General features: G+C 69.4%; 17 protein-coding genes. 7 read left to right on the top strand and 10 right to left on the bottom strand.

What is annotated here, in order from left to right; all coding sequences use genetic code 11:
* Positions 1-20 precede the first annotated feature (20 nt).
* The 3 genes from AC3A6G_RS20280 to AC3A6G_RS20270 form a co-directional block, all read right to left on the bottom strand.
* The gene (locus AC3A6G_RS20280; protein WP_487861272.1) at positions 21-1,301 is read right to left on the bottom strand and encodes a PepSY-associated TM helix domain-containing protein; all 1,281 of its coding nucleotides are present in this window, start codon (positions 1,299-1,301) and stop codon (positions 21-23) included.
* The gene (locus AC3A6G_RS20275) at positions 1,301-3,523 is read right to left on the bottom strand and encodes a TonB-dependent receptor (RefSeq protein ID WP_487861273.1); all 2,223 of its coding nucleotides are present in this window, start codon (positions 3,521-3,523) and stop codon (positions 1,301-1,303) included. Before AC3A6G_RS20275 ends, AC3A6G_RS20280 begins: the two co-directional genes overlap by 1 nt.
* A 105-nt stretch (positions 3,524-3,628) precedes the next feature.
* Entirely contained in the window at positions 3,629-4,396 is a 768-nt protein-coding gene (locus AC3A6G_RS20270; RefSeq protein ID WP_487861274.1) for a class II glutamine amidotransferase, read from the bottom strand.
* A 123-nt stretch (positions 4,397-4,519) separates the two neighbouring features.
* Between AC3A6G_RS20270 and AC3A6G_RS20265 the strand changes: the two genes are divergently transcribed.
* The gene (locus AC3A6G_RS20265) at positions 4,520-4,981 is read left to right on the top strand and encodes a MerR family DNA-binding protein (RefSeq protein ID WP_487861275.1); all 462 of its coding nucleotides are present in this window, start codon (positions 4,520-4,522) and stop codon (positions 4,979-4,981) included.
* Here the strand turns inward: AC3A6G_RS20265 and AC3A6G_RS20260 are convergent.
* Both AC3A6G_RS20260 and AC3A6G_RS20255 read right to left on the bottom strand, forming a co-directional pair.
* Positions 4,953-6,095 carry an ABC transporter substrate-binding protein gene (locus AC3A6G_RS20260; RefSeq protein WP_487861276.1) on the bottom strand — a complete coding sequence of 381 codons (1,143 nt, stop codon included), beginning with the start codon at positions 6,093-6,095 and terminating at the stop codon, positions 4,953-4,955. The genes AC3A6G_RS20265 and AC3A6G_RS20260 overlap by 29 nt on opposite strands.
* A gap of 72 nt (positions 6,096-6,167) precedes the next feature.
* Positions 6,168-7,667 carry an MFS transporter gene (locus tag AC3A6G_RS20255; RefSeq protein WP_487861277.1) on the bottom strand — a complete coding sequence of 500 codons (1,500 nt, stop codon included), beginning with the start codon at positions 7,665-7,667 and terminating at the stop codon, positions 6,168-6,170.
* Between the two features lie 139 nt (positions 7,668-7,806).
* On the opposite strand from AC3A6G_RS20255, the gene AC3A6G_RS20250 reads away from it, so the two are divergent.
* Complete coding sequence (locus AC3A6G_RS20250) at positions 7,807-9,135, top strand: zinc-binding metallopeptidase family protein (RefSeq protein WP_487861278.1); 1,329 nt, start codon at positions 7,807-7,809, stop codon at positions 9,133-9,135.
* Here AC3A6G_RS20250 and AC3A6G_RS20245 read toward each other — a convergent pair.
* Genes AC3A6G_RS20245 through AC3A6G_RS20235 form a run of 3 tightly spaced genes read right to left on the bottom strand, consistent with a single transcriptional unit; the run spans position 9,126 to position 10,983 of the window.
* Positions 9,126-9,362 (bottom strand): cysteine-rich CWC family protein, encoded by a 237-nt coding sequence (locus AC3A6G_RS20245; RefSeq protein ID WP_487861279.1) that lies wholly within the window; start codon positions 9,360-9,362, stop codon positions 9,126-9,128. The two genes, AC3A6G_RS20250 and AC3A6G_RS20245, sit on opposite strands and share 10 nt — an antisense overlap.
* Positions 9,362-10,618 (bottom strand): 6-phosphofructokinase, encoded by a 1,257-nt coding sequence (locus AC3A6G_RS20240; RefSeq protein WP_487861280.1) that lies wholly within the window; start codon positions 10,616-10,618, stop codon positions 9,362-9,364. The genes AC3A6G_RS20245 and AC3A6G_RS20240 overlap by 1 nt, the downstream gene beginning before the upstream one ends.
* A 50-nt stretch (positions 10,619-10,668) precedes the next feature.
* Positions 10,669-10,983: a DUF2917 domain-containing protein gene (locus AC3A6G_RS20235; protein WP_487861281.1), complete on the bottom strand. Its 315-nt coding sequence runs from the start codon at positions 10,981-10,983 to the stop codon at positions 10,669-10,671.
* 82 nt (positions 10,984-11,065) lie between these two features.
* On the opposite strand from AC3A6G_RS20235, the gene AC3A6G_RS20230 reads away from it, so the two are divergent.
* Positions 11,066-12,004 (top strand): LysR substrate-binding domain-containing protein, encoded by a 939-nt coding sequence (locus tag AC3A6G_RS20230; RefSeq protein ID WP_487861282.1) that lies wholly within the window; start codon positions 11,066-11,068, stop codon positions 12,002-12,004.
* A 28-nt stretch (positions 12,005-12,032) separates the two neighbouring features.
* Here AC3A6G_RS20230 and AC3A6G_RS20225 read toward each other — a convergent pair whose 3' ends face one another.
* Positions 12,033-12,545, bottom strand: a complete 513-nt coding sequence (locus AC3A6G_RS20225; RefSeq protein WP_487861386.1) for a fasciclin domain-containing protein — start codon at positions 12,543-12,545, stop codon at positions 12,033-12,035.
* A gap of 191 nt (positions 12,546-12,736) precedes the next feature.
* Positions 12,737-13,633 carry a LysR family transcriptional regulator gene (locus AC3A6G_RS20220; protein WP_487861283.1) on the bottom strand — a complete coding sequence of 299 codons (897 nt, stop codon included), beginning with the start codon at positions 13,631-13,633 and terminating at the stop codon, positions 12,737-12,739.
* 129 nt (positions 13,634-13,762) lie between these two features.
* On the opposite strand from AC3A6G_RS20220, the gene AC3A6G_RS20215 reads away from it, so the two are divergent.
* The 4 genes from AC3A6G_RS20215 (at position 13,763) to AC3A6G_RS20200 (ending at position 17,812) form a co-directional block, all read left to right on the top strand.
* The gene (locus AC3A6G_RS20215) at positions 13,763-14,773 is read left to right on the top strand and encodes a hydroxyacid dehydrogenase (RefSeq protein WP_487861284.1); all 1,011 of its coding nucleotides are present in this window, start codon (positions 13,763-13,765) and stop codon (positions 14,771-14,773) included.
* Positions 14,774-14,836: 63 nt separating this feature from the next.
* Positions 14,837-15,820: a Bug family tripartite tricarboxylate transporter substrate binding protein gene (locus AC3A6G_RS20210; protein WP_487861285.1), complete on the top strand. Its 984-nt coding sequence runs from the start codon at positions 14,837-14,839 to the stop codon at positions 15,818-15,820.
* A gap of 19 nt (positions 15,821-15,839) precedes the next feature.
* Positions 15,840-16,295 carry a tripartite tricarboxylate transporter TctB family protein gene (locus tag AC3A6G_RS20205; RefSeq protein ID WP_487861286.1) on the top strand — a complete coding sequence of 152 codons (456 nt, stop codon included), beginning with the start codon at positions 15,840-15,842 and terminating at the stop codon, positions 16,293-16,295.
* A 2-nt stretch (positions 16,296-16,297) separates the two neighbouring features.
* Positions 16,298-17,812 carry a tripartite tricarboxylate transporter permease gene (locus tag AC3A6G_RS20200; RefSeq protein ID WP_487861287.1) on the top strand — a complete coding sequence of 505 codons (1,515 nt, stop codon included), beginning with the start codon at positions 16,298-16,300 and terminating at the stop codon, positions 17,810-17,812.
* Positions 17,813-17,841 lie beyond the last annotated feature (29 nt).

The raw sequence follows: 17,841 nt of genomic DNA, 5'->3' as shown, positions 1-17,841 counted from the left end.
GAGTTCTTCCGCGTCCGCCTTCAGCGCGGCGCGAAGGCGGCCCCGGCCTGCACGTCCGTCTCGCGCTGGCGCCTGGCCTGCACCAGCCTCGCGCGCCGCTTGCGCCACCAGATCACGATCCCCGTGACCGACAGGCCCGCCACCGCCAGCCCCATCAGCGACATCAGGATGCGCCCCGGCATGCCAAGGATGCGGCCGCCGTGCAGCGGCAGCTGCAGTTGCGCGAACACGTCGGCGGCGGTGCCGTGCCAGGGCCGGTTGTGGCTGATCACGTGGCCGTCGCGGCCGTCGAGGTAGAGGTTCGACAGGCCCATGCCGTCGCTGTCGTCGTGCGAGGCGTGGTCGAAGAAAGACACGTTGTAGAAGCCGCCGCGCTGGTTGTAGAACACGCCGCCGAGCGGCGCGGTCCAGCCGCGCCGGCGCGCTTCGGCCTCGGCATCGGCGACGATCTGGCGAAAGCCGATCGTGGGCTCGATGCGCGCGCCCAGCGGCGCCAGCGGCACCAGGGATGACGGTCCGGGCGTGGTCTTCGACACCAGCGACAGCATCGGGTGGAAGATCTCCTTGTAGAGATTCAACGAGAACGAGGTGAAGGCGATGATGATGATCAGCACCCACATCCAGAGCCCCCCCGCGCGGTGCAGGTCGAAGTTGAGCTTGTAGCCGCCGGCCGCCCAGCGCACCGCCCAGGCCGGCTTCCAGCGCTGCCACCATTCGCCTGCCGCGCGGTGCGACGGATGCGCGGGCAGGCGCTGGCGCCGGGGCGTCGTGAGGTAAAGCGCCACGAAGCTGTCGAGCAGCCACACCAGCGCCACCGTGCCCATGATCCAGTGGCCGAGCCGGTCGGTGCCCCAGACGGCCGGCACATGCAGCGTGTAGTGCAGCTTGCGCAGGAAGGGCATCAGCGTCTCGGGACTGAGCGAGATCGCGGTCGAGTCGCGCCTGCCGCGGATCTCGGCCGTCACCGGGTCGACGTACACGCGGTTGTAGTCGAGCGGGTAGGGCTTGCCTGTGGCCGGGTCGGTGCGCGGCTGCACGAAGTAGCCGGCCGCGTGGCCTTCCTCGAAGCCGAGCGGAAGGTACGCGACGCGCACGCGCGGATCGTGCGCCTCGACCGCGGCCGCGAGGTCGAACGGGTCCTTGAACGGGCCGCGCGCGGCGGTGTCGTAGAGTTTGCGGTTGAGCCAGCCGTCGATCTCGTGGTCCCACGAGATCACGGCGCCCGTCAGGCCCGAGACGATGAGGAAGAGCGCGACCGCGAGTCCCGCGAAGCGGTGCACTGCGGTCCAGAACGTGCGCATCAGAAGTCGATGGTGCCGCTGACGGCGAAGGTGCGCGGCGCGCCGAGCACCAGGTAGTTGGAGCCTTGCGTGCCGCCCACCGATGCCCAGTACGACTTGTTGAACAGGTTGTCGATGCGCGCGCGCAGCGTGAGCAGGCGCCCGTTGCCGAGATCGACCAGGTAGCGCGCACCGACGTCGAAGCGGGTCCAGCCCGGGATCTGCTGCGTGTTGGCGGCGTTGGCGTACTGCTTGGAGGTGTAGAGCAGGCGCGCATTCAGCGACAGGCTGCGCACGCCCGGCACGTCCCATTCGGCGCCGATGTTGGCCTGCTGCTTGGCCACGCCGATGGCGGTGCGGCCGTCGGTGGCGCCGCCTTGCGTGTTTTTCTGCTTGGCATCGATCAGTGTCAGGCCGCCAAGCAGGCGCAGGCCCTTGGCCGGCTGGCCGAACACCGAGAACTCGAGGCCCTGGTTGCGCTGCTTGCCGTAGAGGCCGTAGGTCTGGCCCTCGTATTGGTAGGTCGGCTGGTCGGTGGTGAAGAATGCCGCGCTCGCGCCGAGCGTGCCGCCGTCGTACTTGATGCCGATTTCCTTCTGCTTGGCCTGGTACGGCGCGAACACCTCGCCAGCGTTGGTGACCGGCCGGCTGTTCACCGTGCCGGGCGCCACGTTGCCCTTGACGAGGCCTTCGATGTAGTTGGCGTAGGCCGACACCGTCGGCGTGATCTTGAACACGACGCCGGCCACGGGCGTGGTCTTGCTCTTGTCGTAGGCGCTCGTTTCCTTGATCGTGTTGTAGGCGAAGCTGGTCTGCTTGATGGTCTGGCGGCGCGCGCCGAGCGTGACCAGCAGGCGGTCGTCCATGAAGGACATGGTGTCGGCGACCGCAATGCTCGAGGTCTCGATCTGGTCCGTCAGGCGCGGGTCTTCGAGCGTGTTGCCGGTAAAGCTGTTCGCCAGCGGATACGGCGACGCGTACGGCATGTAGATGTTGTTGTAGAGCCTGTCGCGCGAGATCGTGTAGGCGTTGTCGCGGTCGTTGCTGTACGTGGCGGCCGATGCCACCACGGTGTGTTTGACGGGGCCGGTGGCGAAGGTGCCGCGCACGCCGATCTCGGCGGTGCCGATGCGGTCCTTGCGGGTATTGCTGAAGCGCGTGCCGCTGGTGTTGCCGAACGCGTCGGCGAGCGTCGGGTTGGCCAGGATGTTGTCTTCGTCGCTGCGGCGCACGCCGCCCGCGGCCCAGGCCGTGATGCTGTCGGTAATGTCGACTTCGCCGCGGAAGGTGGCGAACTTGTCCTTTTCCTTCGAGTGACTCCAGGGCTGAGCGAAGTTGATCTTGGCGTCGGGCGCTCGCGGGATCGGCAGCGTCGAGGACGGCGTGAGGCTCGGGCGGCCGTCCTGCAGTGTGTAGTCCTGGAAGCCGAAGTCGGCCGACAAGCGCACGTTGCGGTTGCGCCAGTCGAGGCCGACGCCGAAGGCGCTCAGTTGCTGGCTTTCCTTGAACACGCCGGTGCCCCCCTCGCGGCGCACGGCGTTCACGCGCACGCCCAGGCTGTCTTCGGGGCCGAAGCGGCGCGCCAGGTCGAGGTTCACGTAACCCTGGCCGCCGGTCTGCACGCCGAAGCCGACGCGTGTGAGCGGCTCGTTGGGCGCGCGCTTGGGCAGCAGGTTGATGGCGCCGCCGATGCCGCTGCCGCCCGGTGCGGCACCGTTCAGGAAGGTGTTGGCACCGCGGAACACTTCCACGCGCTCGAAGAACTCGGAGGCGATGTACTGGCGCGGCAGCATGCCGTAGAGGCCGTTGTACGCCACGTCGTCCGAGTACACGGGAAAGCCGCGCACCACGTAGAGCTCCTGGAAGTTGCCGAAGCCGCGCGCCACGCGCACCGACGGGTCGTTCTGCAGCACGTCGGCCACGCTCTTCGCCTGCTGGTCCTGGATCAGCTCCGCGGTGTAGCTGGTGCTCGAGAACGGCGTCGCCATCATGTCCTGGTTGCCCAGGATGCCCACGCGGCCGCCGCGCGCCACCTGGCCGCCGGCAAAGGGCTTGGTCAGGCCTTCGGCCGACGCATCGGCGCTGGCCTCGACCGTGACGGTGGCCAGGGTCCCGGGCGTACCGGCAGCGGGTTCAGGCGTTGCCGCGGTCTGGGCCGAAGCCGCGAGGGCATGCAGCACGAGCAGCGTCGCGGAGGCGGTCGGGCGCAGGTTGGCGCGCAGGAAGCGGGAGGAAGAAGGCATGGAATGGTTCCGGGAGAGCGCTAATGAGAACCATTATTGTTATTCCATTGAACCGGTTTGCCGAGACTTTCTCGTGCTGTTGCAAAAATGTGTCAGTAAAACGTTTCAATTGCGGAGGCGCTGCCCGTCGACGAACACATGCAGCTCGCCCGGCGCGAACGGTGTCCAGTCTTCGTTGTTCGTGAGCGGCGCGGTTACCACCACCGCCACGCGGTCGGTCGGCGTCGTGTGCTGCGCGAAGTCGATCTCGAGGTCTTCGTCGGCGAGCTGCGCGGTCACGAACGGATGGCGCCGCTCCACGTACCACAGGTGGGTCGAGGCATGGGCCCAGAGCGCCTGTCCGTTCGAGAGCATGAAGTTGAAGGTGCCGTGCCGCGCGAGTTGCGGCGCGAGCTCGCGCAGCGTGAGCGTGAGTTCCTCGACGCTCGGCACGCCCGCATGCGACTTGGCCAGTTCCTGCATCAGCCAGCAGAAGGCATGCTCGCTGTCGGTGCTGCCCACGGGATGGAAGTTGCCGTGCAGCCGCGGCCGGAAATCCTTCAGATCGCCGTTGTGCGCGAACACCCAGTAGCGGCCCCAGAGCTCTCGCACGAACGGATGGCAGTTCTGCAGGTTGACCGCGCCCTGCGTCGCCTTGCGGATGTGGGCAATGACGTTGCGGCTCTGGATCGGGTAGCGCCGTATCAGCTCGGCCACGGGCGATTCGCAGGCCGGCAGGTGGTCGACGAAATGGCGCAGCCCGCGGTCCTCGAAGAAGGCGATGCCCCAGCCGTCGGCATGGTGGTCGGTGCGCCCGCCGCGCTGCGCGAAACCCGTGAAGCTGAAGGTCACGTCGGTCGGCGTGTTGCAGTTCATCCCTAGCAATTGGCACATGGGGGCGATTAGACCGCGATTCGCCCGGGCGACGCCGCGCCGGCACGAAGCAATGTCCCTTCTGTTGACCTTCCGATGGTGTGAAGCCCAAGACTGCGGTCATCCGTTTGAAAGGAGTTCTGCATGGACCACCCATTGGCGCATGGCGCCGCCACCACAGGCCTGACACGCGCGCAGCTCGCCGCGCGCTCGGGCGCGTCGGACCGCCTGATGCGCGACTGCGAAGCGCTGGGGCTGCTCGACGAGGCGGCGCGCGCGGTTCCGCTGCTGCGTTTCGTGCGCAGGGCGCAGGCGCTCGGCTTCGAGACCCCCGATGTCGTGGAATTGCTCGCGCTCTGGCGCGACGAGCGCCGCGCGAGCGTCGATGTGAAGCGCGTTGCCCTCGCGCGCGCAGAGGCCCTGGGCGAGCGCATCGAGGAGCTCGCGCAGATGAAGCGCTTGCTCGAGCGGTTGGCCCATTGCTGCGGCGGCGACCGGCGCCCGGACTGCCCGATCCTCGACGAACTCGCGGAGCTCAAGGGCTTTGCCGGTTGCGCCGCGGCTACGGCGCTGGCCTTCAGCGCAGAAAGCGGCCCTCCTTCGTGACCCGCACCATTTCGATGAAGCGCGAACCGGTGTTGCTCGCCCCCGTGAAGTCGATCTCCATGCCCGCGATGCGCAGCTTCATCGCTTTCAGCGCGGCATGCAGCCTGGCGCGCGTGAGGTCGCGGCCGGCGCGCCGCAGCGCCTCGATCGCCACCAGCGCGTTGACGTAGCCTTCGTAGCTCAGGTAGCCGACGTCGACCTTGGCGCGCTCGGCGAGCTGGCGGTAGTCGCGCGCCACCGTGTCGACCTCGCTCCACGGATAGGGCACCACCTGCGAGATCGCGAGCCCGCTGGCCTTGTTGCCGACCAGCCTGGCCGTCAGGTCGCCCGGAACGATCGACATGCCGTAGAACATCAGGCGTCCGCCCGCGTCCCAGGCGCTCTTCATCACCTCGCCGCCGATGGCGCCGCCCAGGTACATGATCACCGCCTGCGCCTTGCTCTCGGCCAGCGCCTTCCCCATGGCCGCGTTGGTCGAGCCGTCGCCCTTGACGGCCACCGCCGCCACCGGCTTGAGCTGATGCGTCGCCAAGGCCGCTTCCACCAGCCGCGCGACCTCGGCCCCGCCGGGGTTGTCGAGGCAGGCCGAGGCGATGCGCGTCACGCCGATGGTGGTCAGGTGCTGCACCAGCGCCTGCGCCTCGCGCGCGAAGGTGGCGCGCACGAAGTAGCCCGAACCGGACACCTTCTCGCGCGCCGAATCGGACACCGCATAGCCCGCGATCATCGGCGCGCCGCTTTGCGACAGCACGCGCGCGGCCGCGGCCGTGGTGCCCGAGCCGACGCAGCCGAAGAAGGCGAAGGCGCGGTGCTCCGAAAGCAGCTTTTCGTAGTTGGCGACCGCCTTCTCGGGCGAGAGCTCGTCGTCGAGCGACACCAGTCGCAACTTGCGCCCTGCGATGCCGCCCTGCGCATTGGCCGCGTCGAAGGCCAGGCCTGCACCGGCCATCACCACCTTGATCGGCGCGCCCAGCGGGCCGCTGAGGATGCCGGTGTGGCCGAGCACGATCTCTGAGTCGGTGACGCCATCGGCTGCCCACGCGCTGCCGACGCGGCCGAACCCGGCCACGGCCGCTGCGGCCGACGCGGCGGCAATGAAACTTCTGCGATGCATGGAACCCCGTCTTCGAATTTGATACAACTGATAACAATTGAAATCGAAATCCGGTCTGATGACGGCCGGGGTTTACCCGCTCTTGCGCGCGTCGCTTGCGGCGCCCTCACGCAGTTGCCAGGCCGCGCAAATGGCCAGCGCGCACAGCCCGGCCAGCATCGCGAACACCTCGTCGAAGGCCGCGAGCCGCGCCGCGCTGGTGGCGGTATTGGCGAGCGAATCGCCATGCGCGGCGAGCCGCCACTCGAGCACGATGGCGCACAGACTCACGCCGGCCGCGCCGCCCAGCATGCGCAGGAAGTTGATCGCGCTCGCGCCTTGCGGGATCAGCGGCTTCGCGAGCGGGCGCATCGAGCCGAGGTTGAGCGACGGCAGGATGAAGCCGAGCCCGATGCGCCCGATGATCGCGAAGATCACCAGCAGCCACAGCGCGCTGTCGAGCCGCAGCACCAGCATCAGCGCGAACGAGGCCGCCAGCAGCGCCAGGCCCACGCTCACGAGCAGCCAGGTCGGTTGCCGGTCGGCCAGCCGGCCCACGCCGGCGATGGTCAGCGCCAGCACGAAGCCCGCGGGCAGCAGGATGGCGCCCACGTGCGAGGCCGACAGCTGCAGCCCGACCTGCATGTACACCGGCAGCAGGTAGGTCGAGCCGAACAGCGCGGTGCCATAGATGAAGGCGACCACGCTGCCCATGGCGAACTGGCGGTAGCGGAACAGTTCGAGGTTCATCAGCGGCGTGCCGCCCGAGGCGGCGAACCGGCGCTGCCACCAGACGAAGGCCGCGAACGAAGCAGCCGCGCCCGCGAGCAGCAGCAAGGCCTGCAGCGGCGAGTCGCCGCGCAGTTCGACCAGGCCGTTGAGCAGGCACAGCGTGCCCAGCGTGCCGAGCGTCAGCCCGCGCCAGTCGAGCCCGCTGCCGCGCGTGGCGGCCACCCCGCCGGGCCCGGTGGTGGGCACGAACTTGTAGGCCAGCCAGAGCGAGGCCAGGCAGAACGGCACCACCATGAAGAAGATCGAGCGCCAGCCGAACAGGTCGACCAGCACGCCGCCGATGCTCGGGCCGATGGCCGGTGCGAGCACCACGCCCATGCCGAAGATGCCGCTGGCGCGGCCCTGCTCGTGGGGCTCGAAGGCGCGCAGGATGATGATCGCCGGGATCGGTTGCACCACGCCGGCCGCCAGTCCCTCGGCCACGCGCGCGAGCAGCACCAGCGAGAAGTCGTTCGCCACGCCGCCTGCGATGCCGCCCGCGAGCAGCAGCACCATCGTGCCCGCGTAGGTGCGCCGGTAGCCGTAGCGCGCGAGCAGCCAGGGCGTGGTCAGCATCGACACGGTCATCGCCACCATGAAACCCGAGCTCACCCATTGCGCGCGCTCCTGGCCCAGCGCGAAATGGTGGCTCATGCCGGGGATCGCCACGTTGACGATGGTCGACGACATGATCGATGCCATCACGCCGACCATCACCGTCAGCAGCAGGTACCAGCGGTAGCGCGGGCCGTAGCGCTCGCGCAGCGTGCCGAGGGAGGGTGGGGCGGTGGTTTGTTGTTCTGGCGTGGGCGGCGTGGTCATGGGCGCTGGCAGCGCGGCGTGTGCCGCCGGTGCGGGTCCGTCGTCCTACAAGCATATCGGTCTTTGCATGGCCGGCCTGACGCCTGCGCGCCGCACAATGCATTGGCCGTCGTGGCGCGCACCCTCAGATCGATTCCCCATGGACCTTCACGCCGACATTCCCGCCGACGCCTCCGCGCCTGCGGCGGCACCGCCGAGCCTGGCCTCCGAGCTGGCCGCGCCGACGGTCAGCCGCGCCTACCGCTGTCAATGCGGCCGGCCCGTGTTCCTGCGCAACAGCCAGTGCCTGGCCTGCCACACGCCGCTCGGCTACGTGACCGACCGGCTCGGCGTGATGCCGTTGGCGCTGGTCGACCCTGGTCCGACGGCCGATGGGGCGGGCGAGGGCGGCGAAGCGCCGGCGCCCGACACCTTCACCGTGTTCGGCGACCCCGACGGCAGGACCTACCGCCGCTGCGCCAACTTTCTGACGCCTGCGAGCTGCAACTGGATGGTGCCGTTGCTGCGCGAGGGCGAAGAGGCCGGCGCCGATGCCGACGGCCTCGCGCCGGGCTACTGCCTCTCGTGCAGCGTCACGCGCACCATCCCCGACCTGACCATCGAGGCCAACGCCGAACGCTGGCGCCGGCTCGAGCATGCCAAGCGCCGGCTCATCTCGCAGTTGCTGGCGCTCGGGCTGCCGGTGGTGAGCCGCCATGCCGACCCCGCGCACGGCCTGGTGTTCGACTTTCTCGGCGACGTGCCGGGCGGCCCGCGCGTGATGACCGGCCATGAGCACGGCGTCATCACGCTGAACGCCGAGGAGGCCGAGGACGCGGTGCGCGAGCGCATCCGCGCCGAGATGCGCGAGCCCTACCGCACGCTGCTGGGCCACTTTCGCCACGAGGTCGGCCACTACTACTGGGACCTGCTGGTGCAGCCCACGCCATGGCTCGAGCCGTTCCGCGCACTTTTCGGCGACGAGCGCGCCGACTACGCGGCCGCGCTGCAGCAGCACTACGAGCAAGGCCCGCCGCCCGACTGGCCCGACCGCTTCGTGAGCGGCTACGCGAGCATGCATCCGTGGGAGGACTGGGCCGAGACCTGGGCCCATTACCTGCACATGGCCGACACCACCGACACGGCGATGAGCTTCGGGATCGATGCGACCAACGTGGAGCTGGCGAGCGACCTGTTCACCATCGACGATCTCTGGCAGCCCCAGCATCCCGATGCCGAGCGTTTTCTCGAGTTCCTGAACGGATGGGTGCTGCTCACCAACGTGCTGAACGAGCTTTCGCGCAGCATGGGGCAGCCCGACGGCTATCCCTTCGTGCTGCCGCGCGTCGCGGTGGGCAAGCTCCAGTTCATCCACTGCGTGATCACCGAACAGCGCCAGCATGCGGCCGCGCCGGTGGCGCCGCAGGGCGTGCCCGCGCCCGATCCGGCACCCGAACCCGCGCCGCCGCCGGAGCCGGTTCAGTCCTGAGCCGGCGCTGCGGCCGGCAGGCCCGCGGCGCAGCGCGCGCAGAGGCATGCCTTGCCGCGCAGTTCCGGCGGCAGCCGCGAAAGCGGCGCAAGGGAAAAGTCGGCCGCCATGCACCAGCAGGGCGGCTGCGCCTCGCCCGTTTCGCGCGCCGCTTCCATGGCGCAGCCGTTGCGCGTGCCGCACAGCGGGCAGCGCGTGGCGTCGATCGTGGCGGCCGTGGCGTGCATCAGGCGAGCTCGAAGGCCGCGAGCTTCTTCGGCACGGCCGCGTTCTGCAGCGTGGCGTACACCGGCAGGCCGTTGCGGTAGGCCGGGTAGTCCTCGCCCTCGATCAGCGGCAGCAGGTAGCGCCGGCATTTCTCGGTGATGCCGTAGCCATCGTCGGTGATGAAGTCGCGCGGCATCGGTTTTTCGACGTTCGCCACCTGCTCGAGCGGCGCGCTGCCGATGCGATAGGCATACGGCACATCGGACGTGCGCTCGATGGTGGGCATCACCGCGTTCTGCCCCTCGAGCGCGAGCTCGACCGCGCGCTGCCCGAGTTCGTAGGCCTGCCGCACGTCGGTCGCCGAGGCGATGTGCCGCGCGGCGCGCTGCAGGTAATCGGCCACGGCCCAGTGGAACTTGTGGCCCAGCGCGTCCTTCACCATTTGCGCCACCACCGGTGCCGCGCCGCCGAGCTGCGCATGGCCGAAAGCGTCGCGCGAACCCCGCTCGGCCAGGAAGCTGCCGTCGGGATGGTGGCAGCCTTCGGACACCACCACCGAGCAGTAGCCGTGCTGCTTCACCAGTTCGCCGACGCGCGCGAGAAAACGGGCCTGGTCGAACGCGATTTCGGGGAACAGCACCACCACCGGAATCCCGTGGTCCGCGGCCAGGCCGCCTGCCGCCGCGATCCAGCCCGCATGGCGGCCCATCACCTCGAGCACGAACACCTTGGTCGACGTGGCAGCCATCGAGCGCACGTCGAATGAGGCCTCGAGCGTGGACACGGCCACGTACTTGGCGACCGAGCCGAAGCCCGGGCAGCAGTCGGTCAGCGGCAGGTCGTTGTCGATGGTCTTGGGCACATGGATGGCCTGCAGCGGATAGCCGAGCGACTGCGAGAGCTGGCTCACCTTGAAGCAGGTGTCGGCCGAATCGCCGCCGCCGTTGTAGAAGAAATAGCCGATGCCGTGCGCCTTGAACACCTCGATGAGCCGCTCGTACTCGCGCCGGTTCTTCTCGAGCGACTTGAGCTTGTAGCGGCACGAGCCGAACGCGCCGGCCGGCGTGGTGCGAAGCGCCGCGATCGCCTCGGCCGGCTCGGCGCCGGTGTCGATCAGGTCTTCGGTCAGCGCGCCGATGATGCCGTTGCGCCCGGCGTAGACAGCGCCGATGCGCTCGGGGTGCTTGCGCGCGGTCTCGATCACGCCGCAGGCCGACGCGTTGATGACCGAGGTGACACCGCCGGACTGGGCGTAGAAGGCATTGAGGATGGGCATGCGGTCATTGTCCCGCACCCCTTTGGGCGGCGCCAGTGCCGCGGGCCAGGTCAAGCCGGGGACAACCCGAGCGCGGGCAGGCGCCAGCGCGACGGGCGGGGCGCCGGTGCGGCCAGCGGCATCGCTGCGGGCTGTGCATCGCGCACTGCGATGCACGACGCCTCGAGCGCCGACACCAGCATGCGGCGGTGCCCGGTGCCGACGAATCGCTCGCCGGGAGCGAGCACCACGTCGCGCGGATCGCGGTCGAGCGTGACCCATACCGATCCGCTGCGGCATTCAATGCCGACACCCGCGCCGTCGGGCACGGCGAAGACGGAATGGACCGGCAGGCTCAGGGCGAAGGAAGAAATCGGGGGGCGCATGGCAAGCTCCATTGCATTCGTGATGCGAATGAATATAGTGAGAACGCTTCCTTCTTACACGCGGTCATTCGGAACTCATTGCATGCATCCAGAGAATGTGAAGGCCGTCGCCACCGGTGCTGCCGGCGAGCTGCCCCCGCTCGAGCTGCTGCGCAGCTTCGAGGCCGCGGCCCGCCGGCTGAGCTTCACGCTCGCGGCGGGTGAGCTGCACCTCACGCAATCGGCCGTGAGCCGGCAGATCCAGCAGCTCGAAGCCAGCCTCGGCGTGCTGCTGTTCGAGCGCCGGCATCGCGCGCTGGCGCTCACCGAGGCCGGTGGCGTGCTGCAGCGCGCAGTGACCGACAGCCTGGAACGCCTGCGCGATGCCACCGCCCGCGTGCGCGCGGCGTCGGCGCCGCGGCAGGTGGCGATCACCACCACGCCCGGCTTTGCGTCGCTCTGGCTGATTCCGCGGCTCGCGCGGTTCACCGGCGCGCATCCGCAGGTCGACGTGCGGGTGTCGGCCACGCTCGACGTGCTCGACATGGAACGCAGCCGCATCGACGTCGCGGTGCGGCTGATGCCGATTGCGCGCGGCGTGGGGCCGGCGCTGTTCGAGGAAACGGTGGTGCCGATGTGCGCGCCCCAACTCGCGGCGTCGCTGCGCGCGCTGCCCGATCTGTCGAAGCTCACGCTGCTCACGGTCGACTATCCCGACCACGGCGAGGCGCCCACCGCTGACTGGGAGCCCTGGCTCAAGGTGATGGGCCTCGACGACCTGCGGATGAAGAGCACGCTGCGCTTCACGCAGTACGCCGATGCCGTCGCCGCGGCCGTGGCGGGGCAGGGCGTGGTCATCGGCCGGCTGCCGCTGCTGCGCGAACTGCTGCGCGAAGGCCGGCTCGTGACGCCGCTCGGCGAGGGCACGGCCTCGCAGCGCGGCTATTTCGTGCAGACCTCGCGCCGCGCCGCGGCCAACCGCGATGCACAGGACTTCGCGCAGTGGCTGCGCGACGAGGCCGACGCGGCGCAGCGCGGCTGAACGCGCAGCCACGCGCGCAATGGGGCGATCAGCCCGGCAGCAGCACCTTGTCGACGACGTGGATGACGCCGTTCGACTGGTAGACGTTGGCGATGGTCACGCTCGCGGCGCCGCCCTTCGCATCGGTCACGATCACCTTGCTGCCGCTCATGGTGGCGGTCAGCGTGCCGCCGCTCGCGGTCTTCAGCATCGCCTTGCCGCCGCCCGCCTTGATCGCGCTCGCGAGCGCCGCGCCGTCCATGCGGCCGGGCACCACGTGGTAGGTCAGCACCTTCGTCAGCGTGGGCTTGTTCTCGGGCTTGAGCAGCGTGTCGACCGTGCCGGCCGGCAGCGCGGCAAAGGCGCTGTTGGTGGGCGCGAAGACGGTGAACGGACCGGGGCTCTTGAGCGTGCCGACGAGGTCGGCTGCTTTCACTGCCGCGACCAGCGTCGTGTGGTCCTTCGAATTCACCGCGTTGTCGACGATGTCCTTGGTCGGGAACATCGCCGCGCCGCCGACCATCGGGTTGGGCGAGTTGGCATTGCTGCCGCTCATGCCCATGCCGCCTGCGCAAGCGCCGAGCAGTACCGACACGCCGACTGCGATCACGATCTTTTTCATGGAAGGCTCCTGGAGAGATTGGTTTGTAGAGAGACCCGTGCAAACCGCCACGGCGCGGAGGCGCAATGCGCTTGCCTCTTGTACGCACCGGTCGCGCCGCTGGATTCAGCGCATGAAGGCGCCGTGCTTCATCAAACCGCGGCGGGCGGCGACAGCTCGCCAAGGATCTGCCGGTACAGCGCCTGCGCCGCGGGCGTGAGCGTCTCGCCGCGCCGGCGCACCAGCGACAGCGGCCGGTCGATCACCGGGCCCACCAGCGGCACCTGCACCAGGGGCGGCCGCACCTCCGAGCCGAAGGACACGAGGATCGCGACGCCGAGTCCTTCGCTCGCGAGGCCGAGCGCGGTGGAGTAGTACTCGACCACGAAGCGCGTACGGATGTCGATGCCCGCCGTTGCGAGCTGCGCCTCCATGCGCTGGCGGTTGCCGCTGGTGCCGCCGAGCGTGATCAGGTCGAAGGCCGCGAGCTCGGCCCACGACACCTCGGCGCGCCCGGCCAGCGGATGGTCTTCGCGGCAGTAGGCCACGAACGGATCGCGGCAGACCGCCTCGTGGTGCAGCTCGGGCTGGTTCGGCAGGTGCACATGCAACCCGAACTCGGCATGGCGCTGGCGCACCGCTTCGAGCACGCGCGTGCTGTTGCGGTCCAGCACCTCGACCCGGTTGCCGGGATGCGCGAGCGCATAGCGGTGCAGCACGCGCGGCAGGCGGCCGAACATCAGCGACGGAACCGAGGCGATCACCACGTCGCCATCGGACAGGCGCGACATGTTGCGCAGTCGCTCGAAGCTGCGGTGCACGTCCTCGACCAGCTGCCGCGCCTCGGGCAAAAAATCGCGGCCCAGCGTGGTCAGGCTGACCGAGCGCGTGGTGCGGTCCAGGAGCCGCAGGCCCAGCTGCGACTCGAGCCGCTGGATGCGGCGCGTCAGCGCGGTCTGGGTGAGATGCATCTTCTGCGCGGCCTTGTTGAAGCTGCCCAGGTCCACGATCTCGATGAAGGCCTCCAGACCGTCGATGGGGTACTTCATGCCACTGCCTCTCTATTGATGACTGAAGATCATAGACATTTGCGATTCTTGCAGTTCCCAAATCAATACGATGGGCAGAGCATCGGGACTCGCCGCCATATCGGGGGCCCGATTTCAGGGAGACACGGATTGAACGAAGAAGACAAGCGCACCTACACCCGCGGCCGCCGTGTGCTGGTGACTCATGACCGCCTGGCCGGCTGCGCTGTCGAGATGCTGCAGGCCCATGACGTGGACGTGATCTTCTCGCCCGCCTATTCGCCGCCCGACCAGGTGGCGGCGCGGGTCGCCGAGTTCGAGGTCGACGCGCTGATCGTGCGGCAGGGCCGCGTGACGCAGGCGGTGATCGACGCGTCGCCGCGGCTGCGCGTGATCGCCAAGCACGGCGTGGGCGTGGACAACATCGACCTGCATGCCGCCGCAGCGCGCAACATCCCGGTGGTGCGCGGCATGGGCTCGAACTCGCAGGCGGTGGCCGAGCTGACGATCACGCTGGCGCTGGCGCTGCTCAAGGAGGTGCCGTGGCTCGACGCGGCGGTCAAGCGCGGCGAGTGGCCCAAGCCCACCTTCATCGGCCGCGACATCGGCGACACCGTGCTGGGGCTGGTCGGCTTCGGATCGATCGGCCAGCAGGCGGCGCGGATGGCGCGCGGCCTGGGCCTGCAGGTGCGCATCCACGATCCGCATGCCCGCGATGCGATCCGCGGCTTCGACGCCGCCTGTGAGCGTGAACTCGAAGACCTGCTGCGCGAGAGCGACATCGTCAGCCTGCACTGCCCGCTGACGCGCGAGACGCGTCACCTGCTCGACCGCACGCGCATCGCGCTGATGAAGCGCGGCGCCTGCGTCATCAACACCGCACGCGGCCCGCTGATCGACGAAGAGGCGCTGTGCGAGGCGCTGCACAGCGGCCAGCTCGGCGGCGCCGGGCTCGACAGCTTCGCCGAGGAGCCGCCGCCCGCGGGCAGCCCGCTGTGGTCGGCGCCGAACCTGATCGCCACGCCGCACATCGCTGGCGTGACGGCGGGCGCAAGCCGCGCCATGGCGCAAATGGCCGCACAGCAGGTGATCGACATCCTCGACGGCGGCGAACCCGATGCGCGCAACCTGGTGCGTGTGGCCGAGCTCGCCGCCGATTGAATGACAAAGCCGCGGGCGCACGCCGGCCCGCATCCAAAAAGACCACATCAAGGAGACAAAAGAATGAAGAACATCATCACCCATCGCGCCCTCGGCGCCATCGTCCTGGGGCTCGCCTTCGCCGGCGCCGGTGCGGCCCACGCCGACGCCTACCCGGACCAGCCGATCCGCATGATCGTGCCCTTCCCCCCGGGCGGTGGCACGGACACGGTCTCGCGCGTGATCGCCAACGAACTCAGCAAGCAGAACGGCTGGACCGTGGTGCCCGAGAACAAGGCCGGCAGCGGCGGCAGCCTGGGCCTGAGCCTCGCGGCCAAGGCCCGGCCCGACGGCTATTCGATCGTGATGGCGCAGAACGCCAACATGGTCATCAATCCGATCCTCGGCAAGGGCAACTACGACCCCGTGGCCGACTTCGCGCCGGTGGCGCTGGTTGCATCGGCGCCGCAGGTGATGGTGGTGCGCAAGGATTCGCCGATCGCCTCGGTGGCCGACCTGCTGGCGCAGGCCAAGGAACGCCCCGGCAAGGTGCGGCTCGCCACGCCGGGCGTGGGCACCAGCTCGCATCTCGCGGGCGAGCTGTTCCAGCAGCGCTCGGGCATCAAGCTGCTGCACGTTCCCTACAAGGGCACCGGCCAGGCGCTGCCAGAACTGCTCGGCGGGCGGGTCGACGTGTACATCTCTTCGGTGCCCTCGGCCATGTCCCACATCCAGGAAGGCACGCTGCGCCCGCTCGCCGTGTTCGCCAAAAAGCGCAGCGCAGACCTGGCCGATGTGCCGACGCTCGAGGAACTGGGCGTGAAGGATTCCGAGGCCGTCACATGGTGGGGCGTGGCGGCGCCGGCCGGCACGCCGCCAGCCGTGATCGAACTGCTCAACGCGCGCATCAACGCACTGCTGCAGCAGGAGCGTGTGCGGGCGCAGCTGAAGGCGGCGGGTGCCGAGGCGCTCGGCGGCACCGCCGAGGAGTTTGCCGCGCTCGTGAAGTCGGACGTGCCCAAGTGGACCGCGGTGGTCAAGGCCGCCAAGCTGCCGGTGGCGCCGTAACGGCGGTCCGGAGCACGGCATGAAGCTGCAACTCTTCGGCAACCGCGACGCGCTCGCGGGGCTGCTCTTCGTTTCGATCGGCGCCTTCGCGTTCTTCGCGGCACGCGACTACCCGGTCGGCACCCTCGGCGAGATGGGCCCGGGCTACTTCCCGCGCGCGCTCGGCGGCCTGCTGATGCTGATTGGCGGCACGGTGCTGCTGCGCGGGCTGCGCAGCCTCCAGCCGATGCAGGGGCGCTGGGACTGGGGCGCGCTCGCGCTGCTCACGGGGGCCATGCTGGCCTTCGGCGCGGGCATCGAGCGCATCGGGCTGGTGCCCGCGCTGGCACTGCTGGTGGGCATCGCTGCGTTTGCCGGCCGGGAATTCCGCCTGCTCGAGGTGCTGGTGCTCACGGTGGTGCTCAACCTCGGCGCGGTCGCGGTGTTCATCTGGGGGCTCCAGCTGCCCTACGCGCTCTTCGCGTGGAGGTTCTAGCCATGGAATTCATCGACCATCTCAGCCTGGGCTTCGGCGTCGCGATGACGCTGCAGAACCTGGGCTACTGCTTCATGGGTGTGCTGCTGGGCACGCTGATCGGCGTGCTGCCCGGCGTGGGACCCCTGGTCACCATCTCGATGCTGCTGCCGCTCACCTTCGGGCTGCCGCCCGTGTCGGCGCTGATCATGCTGGCGGGCATCTACTACGGCGCGCAGTACGGCGGCTCCACCGCCGCCATCCTGGTCAACCTGCCGGGCGAGACCTCTTCGGCGGTCACCTGCCTGGACGGCTACCAGATGGCGCGGCAGGGCCGTGCCGGCGCCGCGCTCGCCACCGCGGCGCTGGCCTCCTTCATCGCGGGTTGCATCGGCACGCTGCTGATCGCGCTGCTCGGCGTGCCGCTCGCGGGCTGGGCCATCGAGTTCGGTGCCGAGGACTACTTCTCGCTGATGCTGATGGGCCTGGTCTCTGCCACCGTGCTGTCGAGCGGCGACGCGCTCAAAGCCATTGCCATGGTGGTGGTGGGCCTGCTCGTCGGGCTGGTCGGCACCGACGTCAACTCGGGCATCGAGCGCTACACCTTCGACGTGCCGGAGCTGGCCGACGGCATCGGCTTCACCGTGCTGGCGGTCGGGCTCTTCGCCATTGCCGAGGTGCTGAAGAACCTGGCCGAGCCCGAGGAGCGCAGCGTGTTCAGCACGCCGCTGTCGGGCATGTGGCTGCGCGCCTCGGAGTTCAAGGCGATCATCGCGCCGTCGCTGCGGGGCACCGCACTCGGCGCGTTCTTCGGCGTGCTGCCCGGCACCGGCCCGACCATCTCCACCTTCGCCGCCTACATGGTCGAGAAGAAGCTCGCGCGCCATCCCGAGCGGCTGGGTCAGGGCGCGATCGAGGGCGTGGCCGCGCCCGAGGCGGCCAACAACGCCGCGGCCCAGACCGCCTTCATCCCCACCCTGACGCTCGGCATCCCGGGCAGCGCCACCATGGCGCTGATCCTCGGCGCGATGGTGATGAACGGCGTGCAGCCCGGCCCCACGGTGATGACCCGCAACCCCGAGCTGTTCTGGGGCGTGATCGCGAGCATGTTCATCGGCAACGCGCTGCTCGTGGCACTCAACCTGCCGCTGGTGGGCCTGTGGGTGCGGTTGCTGAGCGTGCCGTACCGCTGGCTGTTCCCGGCCATCGTGATGTTCTGCGCGCTTGGCAACTACACGGTCAACGGCAACGCGATGGACGTGTACCTGTGCGCGGGAGTGGGCGTGCTCGGCTACGTGTTCGCGCGCCTCGACTGCCCGCCGGCGCCGCTGGTGCTGGGCTATGTGCTCGGTCCAATGATGGAAGAGAACCTGCGCCGCGCGCTGCTGCTGTCGGCGGGCGATGCCTCGGTCTTCTTCACGCGGCCGATCAGCCTTGGCTTCCTGGTGGTGACGGCGCTGCTGCTGCTGGCGGCGCTGCTGCCGCGCCGGCGCCGCCGCGGTGCCGTGGCAGCCGTCGAGGCGGCCGCAGCGCCCTGAAGCGGTCGCTTCCGTTTTCTCCCTCTTTC

The organism is Variovorax sp. Soil_C_26 (genome assembly GCF_057657075.1).
The sequence above is the reverse complement of the archived record's forward strand: the minus strand, read 5'-3'. Positions and strand labels throughout refer to the sequence as shown.